The sequence below is a fragment of the Methylocella sp. CPCC 101449 genome (assembly GCF_031921685.1).
In the GTDB taxonomy this organism is placed as follows: Bacteria; Pseudomonadota; Alphaproteobacteria; order Rhizobiales; family Beijerinckiaceae; genus Terripilifer.
In genome coordinates, this window is record NZ_JAPDHU010000001.1 from 990623 (window position 1) to 1012816 (window position 22194).

20 protein-coding genes are annotated in these 22194 nt (G+C 62.8%); 10 read left to right on the top strand and 10 right to left on the bottom strand.

Annotated elements, in window-relative coordinates; genetic code table 11:
* Positions 1-37 precede the first annotated feature (37 nt).
* Complete coding sequence (locus tag OIM99_RS04430) at positions 38-1687, top strand: AMP-binding protein (protein ID WP_311849118.1); 1650 nt, start codon at positions 38-40, stop codon at positions 1685-1687.
* Between the two features lie 286 nt (positions 1688-1973).
* Here OIM99_RS04430 and OIM99_RS04435 read toward each other — a convergent pair whose 3' ends face one another.
* The 7 genes from OIM99_RS04435 to OIM99_RS04465 all read right to left on the bottom strand — a co-directional run bounded on the left by OIM99_RS04435 (position 1974) and on the right by OIM99_RS04465 (position 9279).
* Entirely contained in the window at positions 1974-2753 is a 780-nt protein-coding gene (locus OIM99_RS04435) for a cyclase family protein (protein WP_311849119.1), read from the bottom strand.
* A 28-nt stretch (positions 2754-2781) separates the two neighbouring features.
* On the bottom strand, positions 2782-4023 hold the full coding sequence (locus tag OIM99_RS04440) for an SDR family NAD(P)-dependent oxidoreductase (RefSeq protein WP_311849120.1): 1242 nt from the start codon (positions 4021-4023) through the stop codon (positions 2782-2784).
* Positions 4020-5198, bottom strand: a complete 1179-nt coding sequence (locus OIM99_RS04445; protein WP_311849121.1) for a thiolase family protein — start codon at positions 5196-5198, stop codon at positions 4020-4022. Before OIM99_RS04445 ends, OIM99_RS04440 begins: the two co-directional genes overlap by 4 nt.
* A 26-nt stretch (positions 5199-5224) precedes the next feature.
* Positions 5225-5956 (bottom strand): SDR family oxidoreductase, encoded by a 732-nt coding sequence (locus OIM99_RS04450; RefSeq protein ID WP_311849122.1) that lies wholly within the window; start codon positions 5954-5956, stop codon positions 5225-5227.
* A 10-nt stretch (positions 5957-5966) separates the two neighbouring features.
* Complete coding sequence (locus OIM99_RS04455; RefSeq protein ID WP_311849123.1) at positions 5967-6449, bottom strand: aromatic-ring-hydroxylating dioxygenase subunit beta; 483 nt, start codon at positions 6447-6449, stop codon at positions 5967-5969.
* A gap of 17 nt (positions 6450-6466) precedes the next feature.
* On the bottom strand, positions 6467-7780 hold the full coding sequence (locus OIM99_RS04460; protein ID WP_311849124.1) for an aromatic ring-hydroxylating dioxygenase subunit alpha: 1314 nt from the start codon (positions 7778-7780) through the stop codon (positions 6467-6469).
* Positions 7781-8523: 743 nt separating this feature from the next.
* Positions 8524-9279 (bottom strand): alpha/beta hydrolase, encoded by a 756-nt coding sequence (locus OIM99_RS04465; protein WP_311849125.1) that lies wholly within the window; start codon positions 9277-9279, stop codon positions 8524-8526.
* Positions 9280-9482: 203 nt separating this feature from the next.
* Between OIM99_RS04465 and OIM99_RS04470 the strand changes: the two genes are divergently transcribed.
* The 4 genes from OIM99_RS04470 to OIM99_RS04485 are packed head-to-tail and all read left to right on the top strand — an operon-like array spanning position 9483 to position 14204.
* Positions 9483-10628 carry an ABC transporter substrate-binding protein gene (locus OIM99_RS04470; RefSeq protein WP_311849126.1) on the top strand — a complete coding sequence of 382 codons (1146 nt, stop codon included), beginning with the start codon at positions 9483-9485 and terminating at the stop codon, positions 10626-10628.
* 56 nt (positions 10629-10684) lie between these two features.
* Positions 10685-11728 (top strand): branched-chain amino acid ABC transporter permease, encoded by a 1044-nt coding sequence (locus OIM99_RS04475; RefSeq protein WP_311849127.1) that lies wholly within the window; start codon positions 10685-10687, stop codon positions 11726-11728.
* Positions 11725-13494 (top strand): branched-chain amino acid ABC transporter ATP-binding protein/permease, encoded by a 1770-nt coding sequence (locus tag OIM99_RS04480; RefSeq protein ID WP_311849128.1) that lies wholly within the window; start codon positions 11725-11727, stop codon positions 13492-13494. Before OIM99_RS04475 ends, OIM99_RS04480 begins: the two co-directional genes overlap by 4 nt.
* Positions 13494-14204, top strand: coding sequence for an ABC transporter ATP-binding protein (locus tag OIM99_RS04485; protein WP_409371468.1), 711 nt, complete (start codon positions 13494-13496; stop codon positions 14202-14204). The genes OIM99_RS04480 and OIM99_RS04485 overlap by 1 nt, the downstream gene beginning before the upstream one ends.
* Positions 14205-14216: 12 nt before the next feature.
* Here the strand turns inward: OIM99_RS04485 and OIM99_RS04490 are convergent, their stop codons facing one another.
* The 3 genes from OIM99_RS04490 to OIM99_RS04500 form a co-directional block, all read right to left on the bottom strand.
* Entirely contained in the window at positions 14217-14429 is a 213-nt protein-coding gene (locus tag OIM99_RS04490; protein WP_311849129.1) for a DUF4287 domain-containing protein, read from the bottom strand.
* Between the two features lie 64 nt (positions 14430-14493).
* Positions 14494-15933: a sulfatase-like hydrolase/transferase gene (locus tag OIM99_RS04495; protein WP_311849130.1), complete on the bottom strand. Its 1440-nt coding sequence runs from the start codon at positions 15931-15933 to the stop codon at positions 14494-14496.
* Between the two features lies 1 nt (position 15934).
* Positions 15935-16906, bottom strand: coding sequence for a tripartite tricarboxylate transporter substrate-binding protein (locus tag OIM99_RS04500; RefSeq protein ID WP_311849131.1), 972 nt, complete (start codon positions 16904-16906; stop codon positions 15935-15937).
* Between the two features lie 111 nt (positions 16907-17017).
* On the opposite strand from OIM99_RS04500, the gene OIM99_RS04505 reads away from it, so the two are divergent.
* From OIM99_RS04505 to OIM99_RS04525, 5 genes are all read left to right on the top strand, one after another.
* A complete protein-coding gene (locus OIM99_RS04505) occupies positions 17018-17959 on the top strand; it encodes a LysR family transcriptional regulator (protein WP_311849132.1) in 942 nt (313 codons plus the stop codon).
* Between the two features lie 95 nt (positions 17960-18054).
* Positions 18055-18237, top strand: coding sequence for a hypothetical protein (locus OIM99_RS04510; RefSeq protein WP_311849133.1), 183 nt, complete (start codon positions 18055-18057; stop codon positions 18235-18237).
* A gap of 11 nt (positions 18238-18248) precedes the next feature.
* Positions 18249-19877: a DUF4173 domain-containing protein gene (locus OIM99_RS04515; protein ID WP_311849134.1), complete on the top strand. Its 1629-nt coding sequence runs from the start codon at positions 18249-18251 to the stop codon at positions 19875-19877.
* 2 nt (positions 19878-19879) lie between these two features.
* Positions 19880-20578: a response regulator transcription factor gene (locus OIM99_RS04520; RefSeq protein ID WP_311849135.1), complete on the top strand. Its 699-nt coding sequence runs from the start codon at positions 19880-19882 to the stop codon at positions 20576-20578.
* A complete protein-coding gene (locus OIM99_RS04525) occupies positions 20575-22185 on the top strand; it encodes a HAMP domain-containing sensor histidine kinase (protein WP_311849136.1) in 1611 nt (536 codons plus the stop codon). The genes OIM99_RS04520 and OIM99_RS04525 overlap by 4 nt, the downstream gene beginning before the upstream one ends.
* The last annotated feature ends 9 nt before the right edge of the window (positions 22186-22194 follow it).

The window sequence follows — 22194 nt, forward strand, 5'->3', positions numbered from 1 at the left end:
AAAGTGATTTCGAAAGACCGTCTCTCCTGGTGAACTCATGTCGCATCTCGATGTCCTGAAGCAGTTCCGTTCTCCATACGAAGCTTTCGCAAAAGCGGCAGCGCGGCGGCCGGATGCACCCTTCCTCATCGCGCCGGCCAGCGCCGAACTGTCCTATGCGCGCGATGGCTTTCGCATCAGCTATGGCGACCTTCTGAAACAGGTCGAGGCTCTGAAAGCGGAATTTTCCGCCGCCGGCTATGGCTGCGGCGCGCGGGTGGCGCTGCTGCTGGACAATCGCCCGGAATTTTTCGTCCATTGGCTGGCGCTCAATGCGCTGGGCGTTTCGATCGCGCCGATCAATCCGGATCTGCGGCCGGATGAACTGACCTATCAGTTGCGCAAATCGAAAGCCGATCTCCTCATTGCCGCCGATGAACGCATGGCGCTGGCGCGGCAGGCGGATTTGGGAACGACGCGCCTTATAGAGCCGGGCGCGACCATTCCCGCGTGCCAAAGCACGGTGAGCGGGCAGAACGATGCCTCGGGCAATGAATGCGCTCTGCTCTTCACATCGGGCAGCACGGCCTTGCCGAAAGGCTGTGTGCTGTCGAACCGCTATTTCATCGGCGTCGCCGATTGGTACGTCAATCAGGGCGGCACGGCAGCGGTGAGGATCGAGGGCGAAATCAATCTGACGCCGCTGCCGATGTTCCATATGAACGCGCTCGGTGCCAGCGCCGTCGGCATGATGGCGATCGGCGGCGCCGTCGTGCCGCTCGACCGTTTCAGCGCGACGCGCTGGTGGGCCTGCGTCGCCGACAGTGAAGCCACGATCGTGCATTGCCTAGGCGTCATTCCCGCCATTCTGCTGCAACTGCCGGTGAGCGAAGCCGAGCGGCGGCACAAGGCGCGGTTCGCCTTTGCACCGGCTGTGGATGTGCGCCATCGCGCGACCTTCGAGGAGCGCTACGGCCTTCCCATCGTCGATGCCTGGGCGATGACAGAGACTGGCGGCGCGGCCGCGACGACGACGGCGCAGGAGCCGAGCGGCTTCCCGTCGCGCTGCATTGGCCGCCCGGCGCAAAGCATGGACTATCGACTGGTCAATGAGGAAGGCGAGGACGTGAAGACGGGCGAGCCCGGCGAATTGCTGGTGCGCGCCAAAGGCGATGATCCGAAAGCCGGTTTCTTCACCGCTTATCTCGACGATCCGCAGAGTACGGCGGAAGCCTGGGCCGGCGGCTGGTTCCACACCGGCGATTATGTTTCCGCCGGGCCCGACGGCCTGCTGACCTTCTTCGACCGCAAGAAGAGCATCGTGCGGCGCAGCGGCGAGAATATCGCCGTGCTGGAAGTCGAATCGGCTTTGCACAAACTGCCGGACGTGGAGGCGACGGCGGTGACGCCGGTGCACGACGATATCAGAGGCGAAGAGGTGTTCGCCTTCGTGGTCAAGGCCGATCCAGCAGCCAAAGCGGACGCGGCGCTGGCCGAAGCCATCGTTCAAGGCGCGGCGGCGTCCTTGGCCTATCACAAGGTGCCGGCCTACATCGCCTTCGTCGATGCCTTGCCTTTGTCATCGACGAAGAAGATCGCGCGCGGCGAGGTCAAGACCTTGGCGAACGCTGCGCTGCGCGATCAAGCTGTCTTCGACTTCAGGGCGCTGAAGGCACAATTGCGCAAGGCACCGGCCGGCAAGGCCTGAGGGCCTTGTAATGGCCCTTGCATGGGGTTGTTCCTCAGAATCGTCCAGCACCCCCTCCCCTGGCACCGCATCGCGGTGAAATCAGGATTCAAGATACGAGGAGAGGACGGCGGAATTATGCTGCTGGTTTGCTAAAGGTGAAGCGACACCTCTGTGTCATCCCCGACAGCCGCATAGCGGCCGAGCGGGGATCCAGGGGCAAACGCTTACACGACCACACGCCCTGGTTCCCGGATCACGCTGTGCGTGTCCGGGATGACACCAAGGTGTCGCGTCACGTCCGGCGCTAATGCGACACCAAAGCCAACACGCGCAGCGGGCTGCCCGAGCCGTTTTCGATCTTCAACGGCGCCGAGACGATCATCGCGCCGGTCGGCGGCAATTGATCGAGATTGCACAGGCATTGCAGGCCATAGCGGCCGGCGCCGTGCAGATAATGATGCGCCGGCAGCGGCGGATCGAGATGGAAGGCCTGGCCCCAGTCGGTGCCGATGGTCTCGGTGCCGAAACCGATGATGCCACGCTCATGCACCAGCCAGCGCATGACTTCGGCATTCGGCCCCGGCGTGTGAGCGCCATCTTCCTTCAGATTGGCATAGTCGCGAAAATTCTTTTTCGACCAATCGGTACGCAGCAGCACCCAATGGCGTTCGGGGATACGGCCGTGCTTGGCCTCCCAGGCTTCGACGATAGGCACGGTGAGCAGAAAATCCGCATCCTTGCCCGCCTCAACAGAACAATCGATGACGCAGGCCGGCGCGATCATGTCCTGCGGCGGCAGAGTGTCGACCGCGTTGTTCGGCAGATCCTTGCCAGTGTGCCAATGGATCGGCGCGTCAAAATGCGTGCCGGTGTGTTCGCAGAGCGTGATGTTGTTCCAATACCAGCCCGGGCCGGCATCGTCGTAGCGCGAGATGCGCTGAATGCGCATCGGCATCGCCTGCCCCACTTCCGGCGGCAGAACGATGACCGGGAAATCCGGGCTCAAAGTGAAAGTCAGATCGACGATCCTGACCTTGCCGGATGCAATCGCCGCGGCGAAATCCTGAAGGGGCGATTTATCCATTCCCGTCTCCAACTGTGTTTCTTGAAAACTACTGGCCGAGTTCGCGTTCGAGCGCCTTCGGATTGGCGGCGAAGCGCTGGTGCACTTCCTCGGCGACATCGCCGACGAAGACATCCTCGAGCCCATTCTTCAGGCCACGCACGAGGCCGGTGGCGAGCACGCGCGGCGCCAGCTTCGGCGGCGGCACGGTCTGGAACCATTCGGTGTCGAGCGGGCCGGTGAACACGTTCATGACGCGCACGCCACCTGGCCGCAGTTCCGCGCGCAGGCATTGCGACAATGACAGGCAAGCGGCCTGCACGGCTGAATACTGACCGAACTGTGGCCAGTTGGCGAAAGCATAGACCGACAGAATATTCACCCAGGCGACCGCGCTGTTGACGCCATCGGCGCCGCGCATGCGCATCACCGGGCCAAAGGCCTGAGCCAGATGCAGGAAAGCCATATAGCTCCGTTCGATCTCGTCGACCGACGTGCTGGTGCCATGACGATCGAGCAGCCCGCCGCCGCGAATATGCTCGGACGTGTTGACGAGAATGTCGACCTTGGCCCCTATGTCGGCGGCGAGATCGAAGGTCGATTTTTCATCCGCCGTGTTCAGCGGCACGATGGTGACGCCGTCCATGGCACGCAATGCCATCTCGCCCGGGAAGGGCTTCCAGGCATCGGCGATGCCGACGAAGATGATGGAGGCGCCCGCCTCCTTCATCGCGCGCACCACTTCCTGGCCGATCACCGTGCGGCCATTGGTGACGAGCACGCGGCGGAATTTCGGATCGGCGGTCATTTCCCGCCATTGCTTGTCATCGCTCATGTGCGGCGTCTCTGTCTGAGGTTGGGCGAAGGCCACCGGCTGGCCGGCCTTATCGATCTGCAAGCTCATGCGAACCGTATCGCCTTCCTTGCTGTCGCCATGCAGGTGCGCGACCATGGTCGGGCCGGCGTCGAGCTTGACGAGGCCGATGCGCCAGGGCGCACGTTCGCGGAAATAGACGTCGGCCGGAATGTGCAGCGTCGTCTCGGAGAGAACCGTGCCGCCGCGCGGTGCATCCTTGAACACCAGTTCATCCGACAGACACACCGGGCAGGCATCGCGCGCCGGATAGGTAAAATGGCCGCAGGCTACGCAGCATTGCAGGGCGAAGCGCCCTTCCGCGGCGGCCCGCGTCAGCTCGTGTGACGTGCGGCTGCGCCATTGCGGCGGCAAGGTCGGCAGGCGGGTGCGAGCGAGCGGATTTTTGCGGCGCGGGCGGACAAGCGGCTCGGTCATGACGCAGCTCCCGCGAGGATCGCCGCGCCCGAGGAGAGGCCGCGATCATAGTTGATCATGCCGAAGCCCGACGCGAGGCCGATCTTGGCGTTCTTGACCTGGGTGGGGCCGGCGGTGCCCAGAACCTGCCGCAGCGCTTCAGTGACGCCGATATAGGCGCCGGCCGCGCCAGCCTGGCCGGCCGAAAGCTGGCCGCCGCTGGTGTTATGAGGGAAATCGCCGTCGATGGTCAGATCGTGCCCGCGCACGAAATCCGCGCCCTCGCCTTTCTTGCAAAAGCCGAGATCCTCGAACTGCATCATGGAGATCACCGGATAGTCGTCATAGGTCTGGACGAAGTCCATGTCGTCGGGTTTGACGCCGGCCATGCCATAGAGATCGTCAATATCCATGGCCCAGCCACCGCGCACCTGCATCGGATCGTTGCCGAACGCATTATGGCGTTCGATGGTGCCGAGCAGTTTCGCACCCGTGATGCCGAGCGCCTTCGCCGTTTCCTCGCGCATCACCAGAAAAGCTTCGGCGCCGGCGCAGGGCATGACGCAATCGAACAGATGGATCGGATCGGCGATCGGCCGGGCCGCCATATATTGCTCCAAGGTGAGTGGCGTCTTCATCAGCGCGTGCGGATTGCGCAAGGCATTCGCGCGCTGCGCCACGGCGATACGGCCCAAATCCTCACGCTTGACGCCATAGGTGCGCATATAGTTGCGGGCGATCAAGGCGAAACTGCCGTTGGCGCCGCCGGCGCCATGGGGATAGACCGCATCGGACGAGAAGCGCGAGAAATTCTCGAGCGTCCGGCGGAAGGAATCGGTGTGATTGGTGTCGCCGGCGACGCAGGCGATGATGTCGGCATCATGCGCCTCCACGGCGCGGGCGGCGCGGCGCAGCGCCGCGATGGCGCTGGCGCCGCCCAGCGGGATGTGATCGAGCCAGCGCACGCACAGGCCAAAATGCTGGGTGAGGCCGATGCCCGTATCCATGCCGAGCGTGAAGCTCGACACGCAGAAGCCGTCGATATCCCGGACGGTGATACCGGCCGCCTCGGTCAGCGCTTTTAGCGCGCGGCCGATCCACCAATGGGCACTTTTGATCGAATAACGCGCATAAGGAATCGTGACGGGCGCGGCTACGACGATCCGATCATAGGGCCTGCGCAAGGAACCGGGCATGAGAGACTTTCAGAACGAATAGAATTTTAGACTGGGGAGACGCCAACACTGGCGCCGCCACACACATAAAGCACCTGGCCTGTCACGAAGCTGGATTGCGGCTGCGCGAAGAACACGACCGCATTGGCGACATCCTCGGGTGCACCGAGGCGGCCAACGGGAATGGACTTGGCAATAGCGCCTTCCACATCGCTGCCAACCGGCACCAGCTCCTGAAACATCTGCGTCGTGCCGATCGGCCCCGGCGCAATCATGTTCACGGTGATGCCGTGCGGCGCCAGTTCCAGCGCCCAGGTGCGGCCCATGCCGATGATACCGGCCTTGGTCGCCGAATAGGCCGTGCGGGTGACGACGCCGAGAGCCGCGCGCGACGAAATGAGGATCACGCGGCCCGCGCGCCGCGCCTTGAAGCCAGGCAGGAAGGCTTTCAGGAGAACGAGCGGGGCGGCCAGATGCAATCGCGTCAGCGCGACGAGATCGTCAGGCTGCGCCTTCTCGACGAAGTTTGGCAGAATGATGCCGGCATTGTGAACGAAATGGCTGACCGGCGCGGTCTTCGCCAGTTCGGTGGCTGCCTGCTCAGTGGCGGCCGCGTCCATCAAATCGACGTCGACGCTTTTCAAGCGCGCATGCGACCAGGTGGGTTTTTGCCGATCGAGCGAGGCCACATCATAATCGGCGGCGAGAAGCGCCTGGCAGATGGCGGCGCCAATGCCCGCGCTGCCGCCCGTCACCACCGCGAATTTGCGTTCCGTCATCCCCGCAACCTTACATGAAGAGCTGAATATTGCCGAAGGCGGCGTCGCAATTGACGATGTCGACGCGCTTCATCTTGATCCGCAGCACGCCATCGACCAGCGCCAAAGTGTGCGTCGCCCAGGCGGCATAGAGTTTCTGATCGTCGAGACGCGTTTCGACATAATGCATCGGCGTCCACAGCACATAGGTGCCGGTAGCATCGTCGCGCTGATCGACCTGCGGCACCTGCAGCACGTGGTGGCAGCGGCTCTTCGGCTTCTGGCTGAAGGTGCGTGCGCCTTTCAGCCGTTCGACGCGGATTTTCAGCAGCAGCTTGTCTTCATACATCAGGGATGTGGTGAGGCGTGGATCGGTCTGGCCCCATTCGAGCGGCATCCAGTAGATGCCGTCCTCGGCGAAGAGGTCGAGCCATTCCTCGAAACGATGCTGGTCGATCAGCCGGGCCTCGCGCACGACAAAGTCGATGAGGTCCTGATTGGAAGGCACTGTCATCTGTTCCGCTGCCCCACTCACATCGACAAAGTCATGAACTTGTTCCAGGCGCGGAACTGATTGCGCATCTGCCATTCGCTCGTGCCGTTGGTAACCGCCTCGTCGCCCTGCTCTTCGCCGGGCACATAGAGCCGTTGCAGATTGACCCATTGATTGCCGTCGACGTGCAGGCCTTCCTGGGCGCGCTCATACATTTCCAGATCGTCATGGCCGACGATCGACGTCGGTGCATTGATCAGGCGGTTGTACATCACCGTGCGTTGCAGAAGCATGTCGGGCGCCTCGACAAGACGGAACGTCCAGGATTCGACCAAGGTGCGATCGGCGGCCAAGGGCTTGAACACGCGCAGAAGCTGGATCGGTCCCTTCATCATCACATTGGGAAAATAGACCGTGTTGTGACGGTTCTCGTTGAGAATGGCATGGGCACGCTCGGCGCCATAGGCCTTCTCCATCATTTCCGTATAGCCGGGCACGCTGGAATAATCGGAGTGGATCGACTTGGTCACGCCGGTGTGGCCATGGCCATTCGGCCAGACGCGAATGCCCATGCCTTCATAGAATTCATAGGGCGACATGAACGGCGCATAGATTTCCACCGCCATCGGCTTGGGCGTGCCCGGAGGCGCGCTCTTCCACACTTCCACCGTGGTGCCGGCGGAGGATTCATGCGCCACCATGGGATGACAGGTGTCGGTCTGGTTCTCGACCAGCATCTTCCAGTTGCAATTGTGCATATAGCGCAGCACGCCGCCGGCCACTTCGAGCCGGCCGACGGGCGAGCGATCGACCATATTGTCGATGCTCGACAGGCTGCCGCCGAAGAATTCCTCGAAATCGGGGCCGTGGTCGCTGATCTTGGCGAAGACGAAGCCGCGATAGTTGCGCACATGCTTGACCTGGCTCAGGCCCTGCTTGGCTACGCTGGTGTCGAAGCCCGCATGTTCGTAGCCTTTGCGCAGGGGCACGCCGAGCAGCGAGCCATCGGTGCGGAAGCTCCAGGCGTGATAGGGGCAGCGGAACATTTTTCCGGTGTTGCCGCAAGTTTCCGTGGTGATGCGCGTGCCTTTGTGCGGGCAGCGGTTGTGCAGCACATAGACCTGGCCGTCGCTGTGGCGGACCATCAGCACCGGCTGCGTGCCGATGCTGGTGCCGAAATAATCGCCGGCATTCGGCACCTGGCTGTCGTGGCCGACATAAACCCAGGTGTTGCGGAACAGATGTTCCATCTCGAGCTGAAAGATTTCGTCGTCGATATAGACGTCGCGATGCACTTCGGCGTCACGAACCAGCGCGCGGACGGCATCGATATTGTTTCGATAGGTGTCCATGGCTTCCTCGCTGCTTTCGGCTGTTGGAAATCAAGAATGAACGGATACTGATGCACTGCCCGGATCATAATCCGCGTGCTCACGCTGCCGATAGGCTTTCAAATATGTGAGAAGGGTGAGGCCTGTAAGCCACTCGCCCATCGGCGGAAAGAATCCGCCAGGGCGGCGCCAAGGATGACGCATTGCACGAAGGCCTGTCTCGATCCATCCACTCATGATTGAATGAAGACCCTCCCGTCGGTCGCGAAACCGGGGCGGCGCGTGTGTCGGATCGAGATCCGACGGACCGCGAAGAGCACGCTCCGAATTCAATGAACTTCAATCATAAAGTAGTTTTGCCGTCAATCGCTCGGAGCGACGATCAAGCCGCCATGAGCCACGATGCAAGGCCCGCTTGCACAGAGCTTGATCAAAACGCATCGCAAAACATCAATATTCATCGCTTTTTTCATCAGTCGCGATCGGCATAATCAAACAAGCGGATCGTTCGAAGACGAAGTACGCGCGATAATTTTGCGACGACAACCGCCAGAAAGGAGGTCGGCATGTTGACGATCGGTGATTTATCATTTTATGTATAAAGGAATTACCGTCGGGATATCGGCAATGGAAGGGGACCGATATGACGCCTTGGAGCAGACTGTCGTGAGGCAGTCGGTAGGGGGCTTCTTGGGCTTGGCATTGCTCGCTCTCTGGCGCCGCGCTGGAGACGCCTGAGCATGGCCTGCATAGTCGCTTCCGGTTCAGGCTCCCACCCGCTGCGCGATGAAGTCGCGCACGAGAGCGGCGAAAGTCTCGGGCATCTGATCGGGAAACGGCACCATCGCTCCTTCGACCTCACGCAAAACGCTGCCGGCAATGGCCTGAGCAACACGCGGCGCCGCCGGAAAAGCGTGCGGATCCGCGCGGGGCGCCAGCACCAAGGTCGGGCAGCGCACCAGACCGATGCGCTCTTCCATCACATAGCGATTGACGGCGCGATGGCCTTCGGCGGCGAGCGGGCCGGCGCGCAGGGCGTCGATCATGAAACGGGTCAGAAGCTCTGTATCGCCAGCGGGATAGAGCGGCTGGCGGCGGCGCCAAAGCTCCGTCAGATGGGCGCCATCGGCTGTGATTTCGACATCGTCGACGACTTGAGCCTTGCCATGCTTTTCACGGCGCGCCGCATCGACATAAGGACAGGCGGAGAGGACCAGAGCGCTGACGCGCCGCGGCGCCGCGGCCGCCACTTCCAAAGCAATGGCGGCACCGGTGTGATGACCGACGACGGCGGCCTCGCTCAGACCCAACGCGTCGAGAACGCCCAACGCCGTCTGCGCCCAGGCTTCGATCGAGACCTGTCCACCGGGCAGACCATCGGACGCACCGAAGCCCGGCGTATCCATCGCGATGGCGCGGAACGATTGTCCCAACATCGGCAGGACGTCGCGGTATTCGTCCCACGAACGCGGCGTTTGGTGCAGCAGCAGAACCGGATAACCTTCTCCCGCGCAGGCCACGTGAATGCGCCCGGACTTTGTTTCAACGAAGGAGGTCTGAATTCGAGGCGCTTTCTTCTGGCTCGGCACTTGCTTGCCTTTCGAATGGCGAAACGTGTCTTGAACGGAAGCTAGAACACTCGATGCTGAACCGGCAAATCTTAAAGACGGCACATCTTAAAGACGAATGTGAAGCGAAAGGCTTCAGGCGAGGGAGATTCAATATGCGCGCGTTCAAACTTCTGCTTTCTCTATCGACGGCTTTGGCGTTGACAACAGCCGCCTCCGCCGAAATTCGCGTCGGCTTCGTCACATCGCTCAGCGGCGCCGGTTCATCGATCGGCATTCCTTATGGCCGTGGCGCGGCGGCGGCTTATGAATATCGCAGCGAAGTCGGCGGCGAGAAAATTCGCCTGATCCAGCTCGATGACGGTTCCGATCCCTCGTCGGCGACGCGCAACACACGCAAGCTCGTCGAGGAAGAGAAAGTCGACATTCTGATCGGCACGGCAACGGCGCCCTCGACCATCGCCATGGCCGCCGTCGCCGGTGAGCTGAAGACACCGATGATCGCGGTATCGCCGATCAACCTCACCGCGACCGGTGAGCAATGGGCGATTGCCGTGCCGCAGCCCGCCACCCTGCTCGTCAAGGTCGTCGCCGACCGCATGGTGCGCGATGGCGTCAAGAATGTCGGTTTCATCGGCTTTTCCGACGCCTGGGGCGATCTCGTCTACACCGGCGCGAAAGCCGCCGAACAGGCCGGCCTGATCAAAGTGCTGACCAACGAGCGCTATGCGCGCGCCGACACATCGGTGACCGGCCAGATTCTCAAAGTGATGGCGGCGCGCCCCGACGGTGTGCTCAACGGCGGCTCGGGCACGCAAGGCGCATTGCCGCTGCTGTCGCTCGCCGAGCGCGGCTACAAGGGCAAGAACTACGGCACCGTGGCTTTGATCAATCCTGACTTCGTGCGCGTCGGCGGCAAGGCAGCGGAAGGCATTCAGGTGTCGGCCGGCCCGGTGATCGTCGCCGAACAGCTTCCCGACAATCACTTCTCCAAGAAGATTTCGCTTGCGTTCCGCGAGGCCTATCAAAAAGCCAACAACATGCCGACGACCGACGTGTTCTCGGCCTATGCCTTCGACGGCTGGCTCATCTTCCTGGGCGCGGCGGAGCGCGCGCTGAAAGTGGCCAAGCCCGGCACGCCGGAATTCCGTACCGCCTTGAAGGATGAAATCTTCAAGACGAAGGAATTGGCTGGGACCCACGCGGTCTATAATTTCAAGCCGGGCGAAACCTATGGCGTCGACGATCGCGCGCTGGTGATCGTCAAGCTCGAAAACGGCGCTTGGAAATATGCGCCTTAATCGGAAATACGCGCCTTAATCGGCGAACGGCCCGTAAGGGAGAAGGTTTCTCACACATGACGCCTGATATTGCGGCGATCCTAGGCGTAGATGGCATTGCGACTGGTGCCATCTACGTTCTGGTTGCGATCGGTACGGTTCTCATCTTCACGGTTACGCGCGTGATCTTCATTCCGTTTGGAGACATCGCCGCTTTCACCGCTTTGACATTGGCCGCGTTGGACACCGGGCAGGTTCCCGGGACGATCGGCCTGCTGGTGGCGCTCGCATGCCTCGCGACCCTGGTCGAGGTGACCTCGCTGGTGCGCAAGCAGGATTATCGCGAGATCCCTTACGCGCTCTTCTATTATCTCGCCCTGCCGGCGGCGATCGCGCTTGCGGTGTGGCTGCTCATTCCGCTGAAGCCGCCACTGCCGGTGCGCCTCGCCATGGCGCTGTTGCTCATTCTGCCAATCGCGCCGCTGCTCGATCGCATCGTCTTCCGTCCCATCGCCGATGGCACGGTGCTGCTGCTCCTGATCGTCTCCGTCGCGCTGCACTTTGCTCTGGTTGGCCTGGGGCTTCTGTTCTTCGGGCCGGAAGGCGTGCGCACGGAACCGCTCTCCTCCTTCCATATGGAGATCGCCGGCATCATGCTGTCCGGTCAGACGATCCTGATCGTCGTGGCGGCCATCGTGTTCAGCGTGCTGCTCTATCTCTTCTTCGACTTCACACTCGTCGGAAAGTCCCTGCGCGCCACCGCGATCAATCGCACCGGCGCGCGGCTGATGGGCATCCGGCCGGCGCGCGCCGGCACGGTCGCCTATCTGCTCGGATCGCTGATGGCCGGCGTGTCGGGCATTCTCATCGCGCCGGTCAACACCATCTTCTATGACTCAGGCTTCCTCATCGGCCTCAAGGCCTTCGTGGGTGCCATCATCGGCGGCTTGGCCAGTTACCCGGGAACCGCCATCGGCGCGGTCTTCGTCGGCATTCTGGAAAGCTTCGCCTCGTTCCAAAGCAGCGCCTTTAAGGACGTGATCGTTTTCTCGATGCTCATTCCCATCCTCATCTGGCGGTCGCTCGCCGCGCTCCACTCCGAAGAGGAAGTCGACGAATGAGACGCTCCCAGATCCATCTCATCGGCCTCATCGCCGTCGTCTGCCTCGGCATTGCCCCCTATGTGCTCGGCTCGTTCAGCATCACGCTGCTCAATTACATCGGCATCTATGCGCTGGTGGCGATCGGCCTGGCGCTACTCACCGGCGTCGGCGGCATCGTCTCCTTCGGCCAGGCGGCCTTCGTCGGCGTTTCCGCCTATGCCTCCGCCTGGCTGTCGACGACGGGCGGTTATTCGCCCTGGCTCGGCCTCATCCTGGGCGCGGTGCTGACGTGCAGCATCGCGGCTTTCCTGGGGTTCGTCACCCTGCGCCTCAAGGGCCACTTTCTCTCACTGAGCACCATCGCCTGGGGCCTGGCGATCGCTTATATGTTCGGCAATATCGAAGGGCTGGGCAATTACAACGGCATCGCCTCGATCCCGCCGATTTCGTTCGGCTCGATCGAACTGATCCGCAGTACGCAGATCTATTATCTGATCTGGGCCATCGTCATCATCGCCGTGCTTCTCGCCTACAATCTGCTCAACTCGCGTGTCGGGCGCGCCATGCGCACCTTGCGTGGCGGCGACACCTTGGTCGAGAGCCTGGGCATCAATGCCTTCTGGATCAAGCTGGCGAGCTTCATCATCGCGGCGCTGCTCGCCGCCGTGTCGGGCTGGCTCTATGCGCATATGAGCCGTTTCGTCAGCCCGACGCCATTCGAAGCCGGCATGGGCATCGAATATCTGATGATGGCGATGATCGGCGGTGCCGGCAGCATCATCGGTGGCATCGTCGGCGCGGCCATCGTCACGGTCTTGAAGAACAGCATTCAGGACTATCTGCCTTTAATCGCCAAGGGCGCCTCCGGCCAGTTGGAAATCGTCGCCTTCTCGGCTTTGTTCATCCTGTTCCTGCAACGCGCTCGGCAGGGCATCGTGCCCTATGTCGCGAAATTCCTGCCGGAACCGGCACATGAGCCACCGCCACCGGCCGAACCGCTGCCGCGCCGCACGCAGCCGCCGCCCGGCCAGACGATCCTCAAGGTCGATTCCGCCGTGCGCCGCTTCGGCGGCCTGATCGCGGTGAACGAAGTCAGTTTCGAAGTGCGCTCCGGCGAAATTCTCGGCCTCATCGGCCCGAACGGCGCCGGCAAGAGCACGATGTTCAACCTCATCACCGGCGCGTTGAAGCTGAGCGGTGGCGGCGTCGCCTTTGAGGGCGCATCGGTCGCCGATAAAAGGCAGTATCAGATCGCCCGCGCTGGCATCGCCCGCACCTTCCAGCATGTGAAGCTGCGGCCGCGCATGACCTTGATCGACAATGTCCTGCTCGGCACCTATCCGCGCACCAAGACCGGCTTCTGGCGCGGCGCGCTGCGGCTGAACAAGGACGAGGAGGCGAGCGCCTATCAGGAAGCGCTCGCTCAGCTCAAGCGCGTCGGGCTCGGCGACAAACCTTATGAGCTGGCCGGCAATCTGCCGCTCGGCAGCCAGCGCGTGTTGGAAATCGCCCGCGCGCTCGCCGCCGATCCCGTGCTGCTGGTGCTCGACGAGCCGGCCGCCGGCCTGCGCCGGCAGGAGAAACTGCAACTCGCCGAACTGTTGCGATCCTTGCGCTCGGACCATCTGACCATTCTGCTGGTCGAGCACGACATGGATTTCGTCATGGGGTTGGTCGACCGCATCGTCGTGATGGATTTCGGCTCGAAGCTTTGCGAAGGCGAGCCGAAGGAAATCCGCAGCGATGCGCGCGTTCAGGAAGCTTATCTCGGGGCTGTCGCATAATGGCTTTGCTGTCGATCGAAAATGTCTGCGTGTCCTACGATAAGGTCGAGGCGGTTCATAACGTCTCGTTGTCCATCGAGGCCGGCCAGATCGTCACCGTCATCGGCCCCAATGGCGCCGGCAAGACAACCTTGATGATGGCGATCATCGGGCTGCTGAAATCCACGGGCCGGATGGAATATCTCGGCCAGGATTTGTCGCGGCTCGAGGTCGAAAGCCGCGTCGGCCAAGGCCTGTGCCTGGTGCCGGAAAAGCGCGAGCTGTTCCACGACATGTCCGTCTACGACAACCTGATCCTTGGCTCCTACAGCCGGCAGGATCGCTCGCAGGTGCCGCAGGATCTCGACGGCGTCTTCGATCGCTTTCCGCGTTTGAAGGAGCGGCGCAGCCAGATGGCGGGCACGCTATCGGGCGGTGAGCGGCAGATGCTGGCGCTCGGCCGCGCGCTGATGAGCCGGCCGAAACTGCTGATGCTGGACGAACCGAGCCTGGGTCTGGCGCCGCTGATCGTGCGCGAAATTTTCCGCACCATTGCCTCGCTGCGCGAGACCGGCGTGTCGATCCTGCTGGTCGAACAGAACGCCCGCGCCGCGCTGGAAACGGCGGACTATGGCTATGTCATCGAGACCGGCGAGATCGTGCAATCGGGACCGGCCAATACGCTGATCCACGACGAGAAGCTGATCGCCGCTTATCTGGGCGGGCATTGACGGCCGCAAAGACTATTTGCCGTCCTTGGCCCGATGATAGGCCACCAGGGCATTGGCGTGCCCGTGGCCCAGCCCGTGATCGGTCTTGAGCGCGGACACCATCTCGCCGTGTTTCTTGTCCTTCAGCTTGTCGAGGACCGAGAACCAGTGGCTCACCGGCTTGCCGTAGGTCTTCTCGATGGACGGAAAATAGGAAGCGGGCCCCTTCACCTTCTCGGCGGACATGTGTTCTCTCCTGCGGCACATCGAGCGGGACACTGGATACGCGAGGAGTTGTACGGCTGGCAACTCACGCCGCCGTCGTCGGCACCGGCGTCGCGCCGCGCGTGCCGGTCTTGAGCGCTTGCTCGCGGCCGCCGAAGCGCGCGACGAGCGCCGACTGATCGGCCTTGGCGCGACGGTCCACCGCGGTGGGATCGATGAGATCGCGCAGGCGCTGTTCGAAACGCGCCACGATATCTCGATGTTCGGGCTTTGCCGCGAGATTGTCCGTCTCGCCGCGATCGGTTGCAAGATCGAAGAGTTCCGGTTCGAAACCCTCGTAGTGGTGGAATTTATAGCGGCCGCCGGCGAGCATGAACGCCGCACCCGCCGAGCCCACCGCATGATATTCGCTGAACGCCAGCCGCGCGGCATCGTCGGGCTGGTTCGCAAGATCGCGCAGCGAGCCGCGCGGCAATGATCCTTGCATCTCGTCGCCGGCGACGCCCGCGGCCTGCAGGATCGTCGGATAGAGATCGATCAGCGAGACATTGGTGCTGCGCGTCTGATTTTGCGGCACACCAGGCCCCGAGACAATCACCGGAATGGCCGTGGCCTCGCGATAGAGCGTGCTCTTGTTCCACATGCCGCGCACGCCAAGATTGTCGCCGTGATCGCTGGCATAGACCACCGTGGTGGAACGATCGAGCTGCAAGCGCTGCAAGGTCGTCAGCACGCGACCGACCTGCTCGTCCATGAAACGGGTGAGGCCGAGATAGCTCGCAAGCGCCAGGCGGCGGCGCGCATCGGTGCCGATCTCCTCGTCGTGGCCGCCGTAACGGGCCTGGATGTCCGCCCAGGGGTGGCGCCGATAGCCGTTCTGCGGATGCAGCCGCGGCAGCGGCATGGCATCGACGGGAAACTGGTCGAGATAGGCTGATGGCACGACCAGCGGGAAATGCGGCGCGACGAAGCCGACGAACAGAACCCAAGGTTGCCTCGCCTCGACATGATCTTCCAGCCATTGCACGGCCAGCGTCGCGACATCGCGATCGAAGCGATTGTAGTCGGTCTCGCCGGCACCCAGTTTTGCGAACATGCCGCCGGCGGGCGCCTGATCGGGCAAGGGATCGCGCACCGATCCCCACACCTGGCCGATGCCGTCATGGATGTGCATGGGCACGTGCTGCGCATCAAAGCCCGTATCCTTGGCGGCATCGACATAATGCAGCTTGCCGATGGATTCGACGCGAATGCCGGCTTCTTGCAGGCGATGGCCCCAACTCTTGTCGCGACCTTCGTAAGCGATGGCATTGTCCCAACAGCGATGCTGATGGACCGGAAGCCCGGTCGCCAGACTGGCGCGCGCCGGCACGCAGATCGGCGAAGGCGTATAGGCATTGGTGAAACGCGTGCCGCGCGCCGCCAAGGCATCGAGATGCGGCGTGCGCGCCAGCGGATGGCCGGCGACGCCCATCAGATCGGCGCAATGTTCATCCGACAGGAGAACGAGAACGTTAGACGACATTTCAGTCATTGGAAGTAAAGCCTGCTGTTTTGACGATCTCGGCCCAGCGGTCGTAATCGACCTTCAAAGCGGCGGCGAGCGCGGGGCCTGGCTGTGGCGTTGCCTTGAAGCCGAGATAAGCGAAACGCTGGCGTACCTGTTCGTCGGCCAGAGCCTGTCGCAATACCGTGTCGAGAGTCTCAGCCATGGACTTCGGTAAGCCGGGCGGCGCGAAGATCCCGCACCATTCTTCCATCACCAGATTGCCGAAACCCAGTTCGGCGAAGGTCGGCACATCGGGCAGAGCGCTGTCGCGCTGCGCATCGGAGATGGCAAGGATGCGCAACTGTCCCCGTTCATGCAGAGCCGTCAGGGATGGCGTCGTCGAAATCACCGCCGGGATTTGTCCCGAGACCGCATCCTCGATCGCGGGCGCGGCGCCCCTATAGGGAACATGCACGAGATTGATGCCGGCGCCGCGCGCAAAAATCAGCCCCAGGAAATGTGTCGTCAGCCGCGCCCCAGCCGTGCCGAACGACGCCATGGCCGGCTCACGTTTCACCAAGGCCACATATTCGGCGAGCGTGCGCGCCGGCGTCTTGGCGGCGACCGCCAGCGCATAGGTGAACGTCGCCACGCGGCCAATGGGCATGAGATCGAGCGAAGGATCGAAGCCGATATTGTTCGTTGTGTGCGGTGAGAGCACCAGGGGCGACGAAGGCGTCAGCAGAAGCGTGCGGCCATCGGCGGCCGCGGCTTTGACCGCGCGAATGGCGATCACGCCGCCCGCGCCAGCCTGATTTTCGACGATCACCGTGTCGAGCGCCGAGCGCAACCGTTCAGCCAGAACGCGCGCCAGACTGTCCATGCCAGCGCCAGCCTGGAAGCCGACGATCAGCCGTGTCGTTTGCGCCTGGCTCTGAGCGCGGACCGATGCGCTTGTCGCGCCGGCCGCAAGGGCGAGCGTTGCTTTCAATACCGCTCTGCGATCCATCGTCCCCTCCGGCGATCCCTTTAGGGCCTCACCCTAGACCATCGTGGCATCACCCAATATTGACTTTTTGGGTTCAAATATTACTTAGAGGTAATGCCAGGGAGGCGGCCGATGACAGCAAGCCCGCAATCCATCGCCATCGAACGCTTCTTTCGCTTGGGGCTGCGCCTCAATCATCTGCGCCTGCTCGTCAGCCTGGCGCGGCTCGGCCAGGTCAAGAAAGTCGCGGCGGCTTTGAACGTGACGCAACCGGCCGTCTCCAAACAGATCGCCGAAATGGAAGCGGCCTTGCAGATGCCGCTCGTCATGCGCAACGGCCGCCAGCTTGCCTTCACCGAGGCCGGCGAAATCCTCGTCAAACGCGGCATGGAAATTCTCCTCCAGATCGAACATGGCCGCGCCGAACTCGATGGCCTCGTCACAGGCGCCGCCGGGCGCGTGGCGATCGGCGCGGTGCCGACCGTCACGCATTCGCTGCCGAAAGCGATCGCCTTGTTTCAAGCACAAACGCCTGACGTCACCCTCACGCTCGTCGAAGGCACGACCGACAAATTGTTTCCGCTCCTGGCGGATGGCACGTTCGATCTCGTCATCAGCCGCACACCGCCCGCGCTCGACACCTCGATGTTTCGCGAAATGCTGCTCGGCAGCGATCCCTACGTGGTCGTCTGCGGCCGCCAGCATCCGTTGGCGCAGCGGCAACGCGTGCGCTGGCGCGATCTCGCTGGCTTCAAATGGGTGCTGCCCCCGGCTTTCTCCGCCATCCATGGCACTTTGATGGACATGCTCTCGGCCCACGGGATCGCGCTGCCGCCGGGCTGTATGATCTGGTCGGCAATGCATGCACTGCCGGAATTCCTGCCGCGCACGCAGACCCTGGCGCTGATGCCGGGCTCGATCGCCCGCAATCCGATCTACGGCGGCACGTTGACGGTGCTGCCGCTTGAACTGCCCGGCCCTGGTGCCACGGTCCGCGCCGTCTCGCGACAAGCCGATCCCCCGGAAGCGACGGCGCTGATGCTGAACTGCCTGAAACAGGCCTTTGCCGGCTAAGCCAACACCTGTCTGCAGAAAATCTGCACAAAACACCTGACGGCCTGCGCAACCGCGCCGCCTGACATGCACAGGCGCGCTCTAAACCGTGGCGCATGACGAAATCCGCCGCGCCACCGCCCCTTTCTCCACGCCGCCACCATCAGCGCAAACCTGACAACCGGTTGCCCTCCAGCCTGCTGAACGACGGCTGGTGGCTGGCTGAGCCGCCGGCGCGCGAAGACACGCCGCGCCCCTCAGCCCGCATTCTGCCCTTCATGAAAGTGCTTCATCAATGACCGATCTTGCCATGTCCTCCCAGCCTTCGTTTCGCTTGTCGCGCCTGCGCCGCGCGGTCCTCGCCTGCCTGATCCTCGTTGCTCTTGGCGACTGGCTGTTCTTCGAACGGGATCTCGGCATTTCCATCGCGCTTTTCCTGGCCGCCACCGCGCTCTTGAGTGCCATGACGCAAAGACGTGCCAATGAGCGGACCAATGGACGGATGCGGATGGGCCTCGTCCTCCTACTGATCGCCGCGCTTCTGCCCCTGGTCAATGACAAGAATCTGCTGGCGCTTGGCTTCGGCCTTGCCGGGCTCGGCGCCTTCGTGCTCATCATCACGCGACATTGGAGCGGCGTGCGGCTGGCGACGGCGTTACAGATCGCCGGGCTTTATGTCGGACCATGGCGACTGGCAGCCCGCACGATGCAGGCCATGAAGATCGCGCGACGGCGCGATCCGCGCCGTCCTTATGCGACCCTGTTCTTCACCTGGTGCGTGCCACTGATTCTCGGCGCGATCTTTCTGCTGCTGTTTGCATCAGCCAATCCGCTCATTCGCCAGGTGTTCGAGAATTTTGACATTCGCACCTGGCTTGACCCGCTGTTTTCCTCGCGCTCACTGCTGTGGATTCTGCTCGCAATCTTCACACTGCCGCTGCTCTGTGTCACGGCAAAGATCAAAGGCCGTCGCCGTAAACCGATCATTGCGACGCCACACACACTCCCGGCCAGCCTCGGCAACACGTCGCTGCTTCTGACGACGGGCACCATTCTGCGCGCGCTCATTCTGTTCAATCTGTTGTTCGCGCTGCAAAGCGTGATGGACATCATCTATCTGTGGGGCGGCGTGCGCCTGCCCAACGGCATGACCTATGCCACTTATGCCCATCAGGGCGCCTATCCCTTGATGATGACGGCGCTGCTCGCCGCCGCCTTCGTTCTGGTGGCCTTGCGGCCGGGCTCGGAAGCCGAACGCTCTCCGCGGATCCGCTGGCTTGTGACGCTCTGGGTCGGGCAGAACGTGCTACTCGTCATCTCCTCGATCCTGCGGCTTGATCTTTATGTCGCCATCTATTCGCTGACGACCTTGCGTCTCTCCGCCTTCATCTGGATGGGGCTCGTCGCCTTCGGTCTGCTCTTCATCCTGTTGCGCATCTTGCGGCGACGCTCGAACCATTGGCTGATCAGGATCAATCTCATCGCCGCCGTCGCCGTGCTCTATGGCTGCTGTTTCATCAATTTCGAGTCTCTCGTGGCGGACTATAACGTCGATCATGCCCGCGAATTCACCGGCCGCGGCGTCGCGCTCGATATGCGCTACATGGCGGAGCTGGGACCGCACGCGTTGCCGGCTCTCGACCGTTATCTGGCCCGGCAAGCCGAGATGACCAGCCCGCCGGATGCGCGAACGTTGGCCTGCGCCAAACAGCTGCGGATAAACTTCGCCTGGCGCATCGTCCGACCGAGCAAGCATCGTGACTGGCGCGCCTGGACCTTGCAGAAAGCCCGGCTGTGGCATTATCTCGACACGGCGCAGCCGCAAACAGCCTCGACCAGCGAACCTGCCGCCATAAAGGCTCCAGAGAGTGGGGTTACAGACGCAACGGCTCCTCTCCGGGAAGCCCCTGATACAACCGCCCCAGGCGACGGAAACTGATCATGGCGCATCGCATTCTCGTCGCCGACGATGACCCGCACATCCGCGATGTCATCTGCTTTGCTCTGGAACAGGCCGGCATGACGACCGACATCGCCCGCGACGGCCTGGAAGCGCTGAAGCAAGTGGAGCGGCGGCCACCGGATCTCATCGTGCTCGACATCGGCATGCCCGAACTCGACGGATTGGAAGTGTCACGCCGGCTGCGCAAAATCTCAGACGTGCCGATCCTGTTTCTTTCGGCCCGTTCCGATGAAATCGATCGCGTGCTGGGCTTGGAGCTTGGCGGCGACGACTATGTCACCAAACCGTTCAGCCCACGCGAACTGGTCGCGCGCATCAATGTCATCCTGCGACGCGCGCGACCGGCACCGCGCGAAGACGTGCAACTGCTCCTGCACGGCACGCTCAGCCTTGACCCGCAGCGCCACGCCGCCGCCCTCGCCGGCCACGACCTCGATCTGACGCCGTTGGAATTCGCCATTCTGCAAACGCTGGCGCGCCGTCCTCGTATCGTCTTCGATCGCGAGCAACTGATGCAGGCCGCCTATGACGGCAAAGTGCATGTTTCGGACCGCACCATCGACAGCCATATCCGCAACATTCGCGCCAAATGCGCGGCGCTGGGCGCGACCACGATCGTCGAGACGGTGCATGGTGTCGGCTTTCGCCTCGGCCCGTGTACGATGCCGTCACCATGACCGCATCTTTGCCGCGCAAATGGCGGCCCAGCCTGAGCATGATCGTCTTTGTCGTCTTGGCGACGGTGGCCGCTCTCCCCCTTCTCGGCCTGTTCTTCTTCCGTCTCTATGAGAACCAGTTCATTCGCCAGACCGAAGCGGAACTGATCGGACAGACCACGGTGCTGGCCGCCACCTTCGCGATGCTCGTCAAGGACAACCCAGCCCTGCAAGCGCAAGTGCGTCCGACAGAGCTGCGTCCACTGACGCCCGATATACCGCCCGCCGTCGGCCCCTATCATCCCATCGAACCACGCCTTGATCTGGCCAGTGACGACATCCTGCCGCGCCGGCCCGAGGCCCAGGCGACGACAGTGCCCGTCGATCCAGCCTTTCTGGCTTTAGGGGCAAAACTCTCCGATATCGCCGCGTCGACCCAGGATCGAACGCTTGCCGGCTTCCGCCTGCTCGATCCCAACGGCCTCGTCATCGGCGGCAGCCGCGACGAGCAGGGACGCTCACTGGCCAACGTGCAGGAAGTCGCCGCGGCGCTGAGCGGACGCTATGCGAGCGTCTTGCGCACCCGCCTGTCGCGCTCGCCGACGCCGCCGATCTATTCGGTCAGCCGCGGCACGGCCTTGCGCATTTTCGTCGCCATGCCGGTGATCGTCGATCAAGGTGTTGCCGGCGTGGTCTATGCGTCGCGCACGCCCAACAATGTCGTGCGGCACCTTTACGGCGAACGGCGCAAACTGATCCTGGCCGGTCTCGCCTTGGTCGTTGTCGTCTCGCTGATCGGCTTTCTGTTCTCACGCACCATCACCCGGCCGATCCATGGATTGATCGCACAGACCGCCACGGTCGGGCGCGACGGGCGCGCGGCGGAAGCATCGCTCTCGCATTACGGCACGCGCGAGGTGGCGGCGCTCGCCGACAGTTTTCATGCCATGGCTCAGCGTCTCTCGGAGCGCTCGGCCTATCTCAGCACATTCGCCGCCCATGTTTCGCACGAATTGAAATCGCCTCTCACCGCGATCCAAGGGGCGGCCGAGCTGATGCGGGACGCGGCCAACAGCCCCCGGCCGATGGAGCCGGCGCAGCAGCGGCGCTTTCTCGACAATATGATCGCCGACACCACCCGCCTTGCCCATCTGCTCGAGCGGCTGCGCGAACTGGCGCGCGCCGACAATCCGCAGGGCGCCGGCAGCACGAGGCTTGGCCCCGTTCTCGCGGACGTGCGCGCCGCCTATCCGGCACTGTCGGTCGTTTGGACCGAGCCGCACGAAGGCACGGCTTCCGACATCCGGCTCGGGCTGTCAGCGGAAGATGCCGGTATCGTCTTCGGCCATCTCGCCGACAATGCCCTCCGCCATGGGGCGCGGCACCTGACGATCGGTGTGGCAGCGACAGCACCCAACCTCGTCCTCACCGTGGCCGACGATGGCGAAGGCATTTCGCCTAACAACCGCGACAAGGTGTTCGACACGTTTTTCACCACGCGGCGCGAAAGCGGCGGCACCGGCATGGGTCTCGGCATCGTCCGCTCCATGCTGGCCTCCCATGGCGGCACGATCAGCCTCGATCCCGCAGGGCCGGGCGCCACCTTCCGTTTAACCTTGCCTGGCTGAATTTGCCTT

Coding starts and splice junctions, on each gene's coding strand:
- OIM99_RS04430 (WP_311849118.1), top strand. CDS start 38: ATGTCGCATCTCGATGTCCTGAAGCAGTTCCGTTCTCCATACGAAGCT.
- OIM99_RS04435 (WP_311849119.1), bottom strand. CDS start 2,753: ATGGATAAATCGCCCCTTCAGGATTTCGCCGCGGCGATTGCATCCGGC.
- OIM99_RS04440 (WP_311849120.1), bottom strand. CDS start 4,023: ATGACCGAGCCGCTTGTCCGCCCGCGCCGCAAAAATCCGCTCGCTCGC.
- OIM99_RS04445 (WP_311849121.1), bottom strand. CDS start 5,198: ATGCCCGGTTCCTTGCGCAGGCCCTATGATCGGATCGTCGTAGCCGCG.
- OIM99_RS04450 (WP_311849122.1), bottom strand. CDS start 5,956: ATGACGGAACGCAAATTCGCGGTGGTGACGGGCGGCAGCGCGGGCATT.
- OIM99_RS04455 (WP_311849123.1), bottom strand. CDS start 6,449: ATGACAGTGCCTTCCAATCAGGACCTCATCGACTTTGTCGTGCGCGAG.
- OIM99_RS04460 (WP_311849124.1), bottom strand. CDS start 7,780: ATGGACACCTATCGAAACAATATCGATGCCGTCCGCGCGCTGGTTCGT.
- OIM99_RS04470 (WP_311849126.1), top strand. CDS start 9,483: ATGCGCGCGTTCAAACTTCTGCTTTCTCTATCGACGGCTTTGGCGTTG.
- OIM99_RS04475 (WP_311849127.1), top strand. CDS start 10,685: ATGACGCCTGATATTGCGGCGATCCTAGGCGTAGATGGCATTGCGACT.
- OIM99_RS04480 (WP_311849128.1), top strand. CDS start 11,725: ATGAGACGCTCCCAGATCCATCTCATCGGCCTCATCGCCGTCGTCTGC.
- OIM99_RS04485 (WP_409371468.1), top strand. CDS start 13,494: ATGGCTTTGCTGTCGATCGAAAATGTCTGCGTGTCCTACGATAAGGTC.
- OIM99_RS04490 (WP_311849129.1), bottom strand. CDS start 14,429: ATGTCCGCCGAGAAGGTGAAGGGGCCCGCTTCCTATTTTCCGTCCATC.
- OIM99_RS04495 (WP_311849130.1), bottom strand. CDS start 15,933: ATGTCGTCTAACGTTCTCGTTCTCCTGTCGGATGAACATTGCGCCGAT.
- OIM99_RS04500 (WP_311849131.1), bottom strand. CDS start 16,906: ATGGATCGCAGAGCGGTATTGAAAGCAACGCTCGCCCTTGCGGCCGGC.
- OIM99_RS04505 (WP_311849132.1), top strand. CDS start 17,018: ATGACAGCAAGCCCGCAATCCATCGCCATCGAACGCTTCTTTCGCTTG.
- OIM99_RS04510 (WP_311849133.1), top strand. CDS start 18,055: ATGACGAAATCCGCCGCGCCACCGCCCCTTTCTCCACGCCGCCACCAT.
- OIM99_RS04515 (WP_311849134.1), top strand. CDS start 18,249: ATGTCCTCCCAGCCTTCGTTTCGCTTGTCGCGCCTGCGCCGCGCGGTC.
- OIM99_RS04520 (WP_311849135.1), top strand. CDS start 19,880: ATGGCGCATCGCATTCTCGTCGCCGACGATGACCCGCACATCCGCGAT.
- OIM99_RS04525 (WP_311849136.1), top strand. CDS start 20,575: ATGACCGCATCTTTGCCGCGCAAATGGCGGCCCAGCCTGAGCATGATC.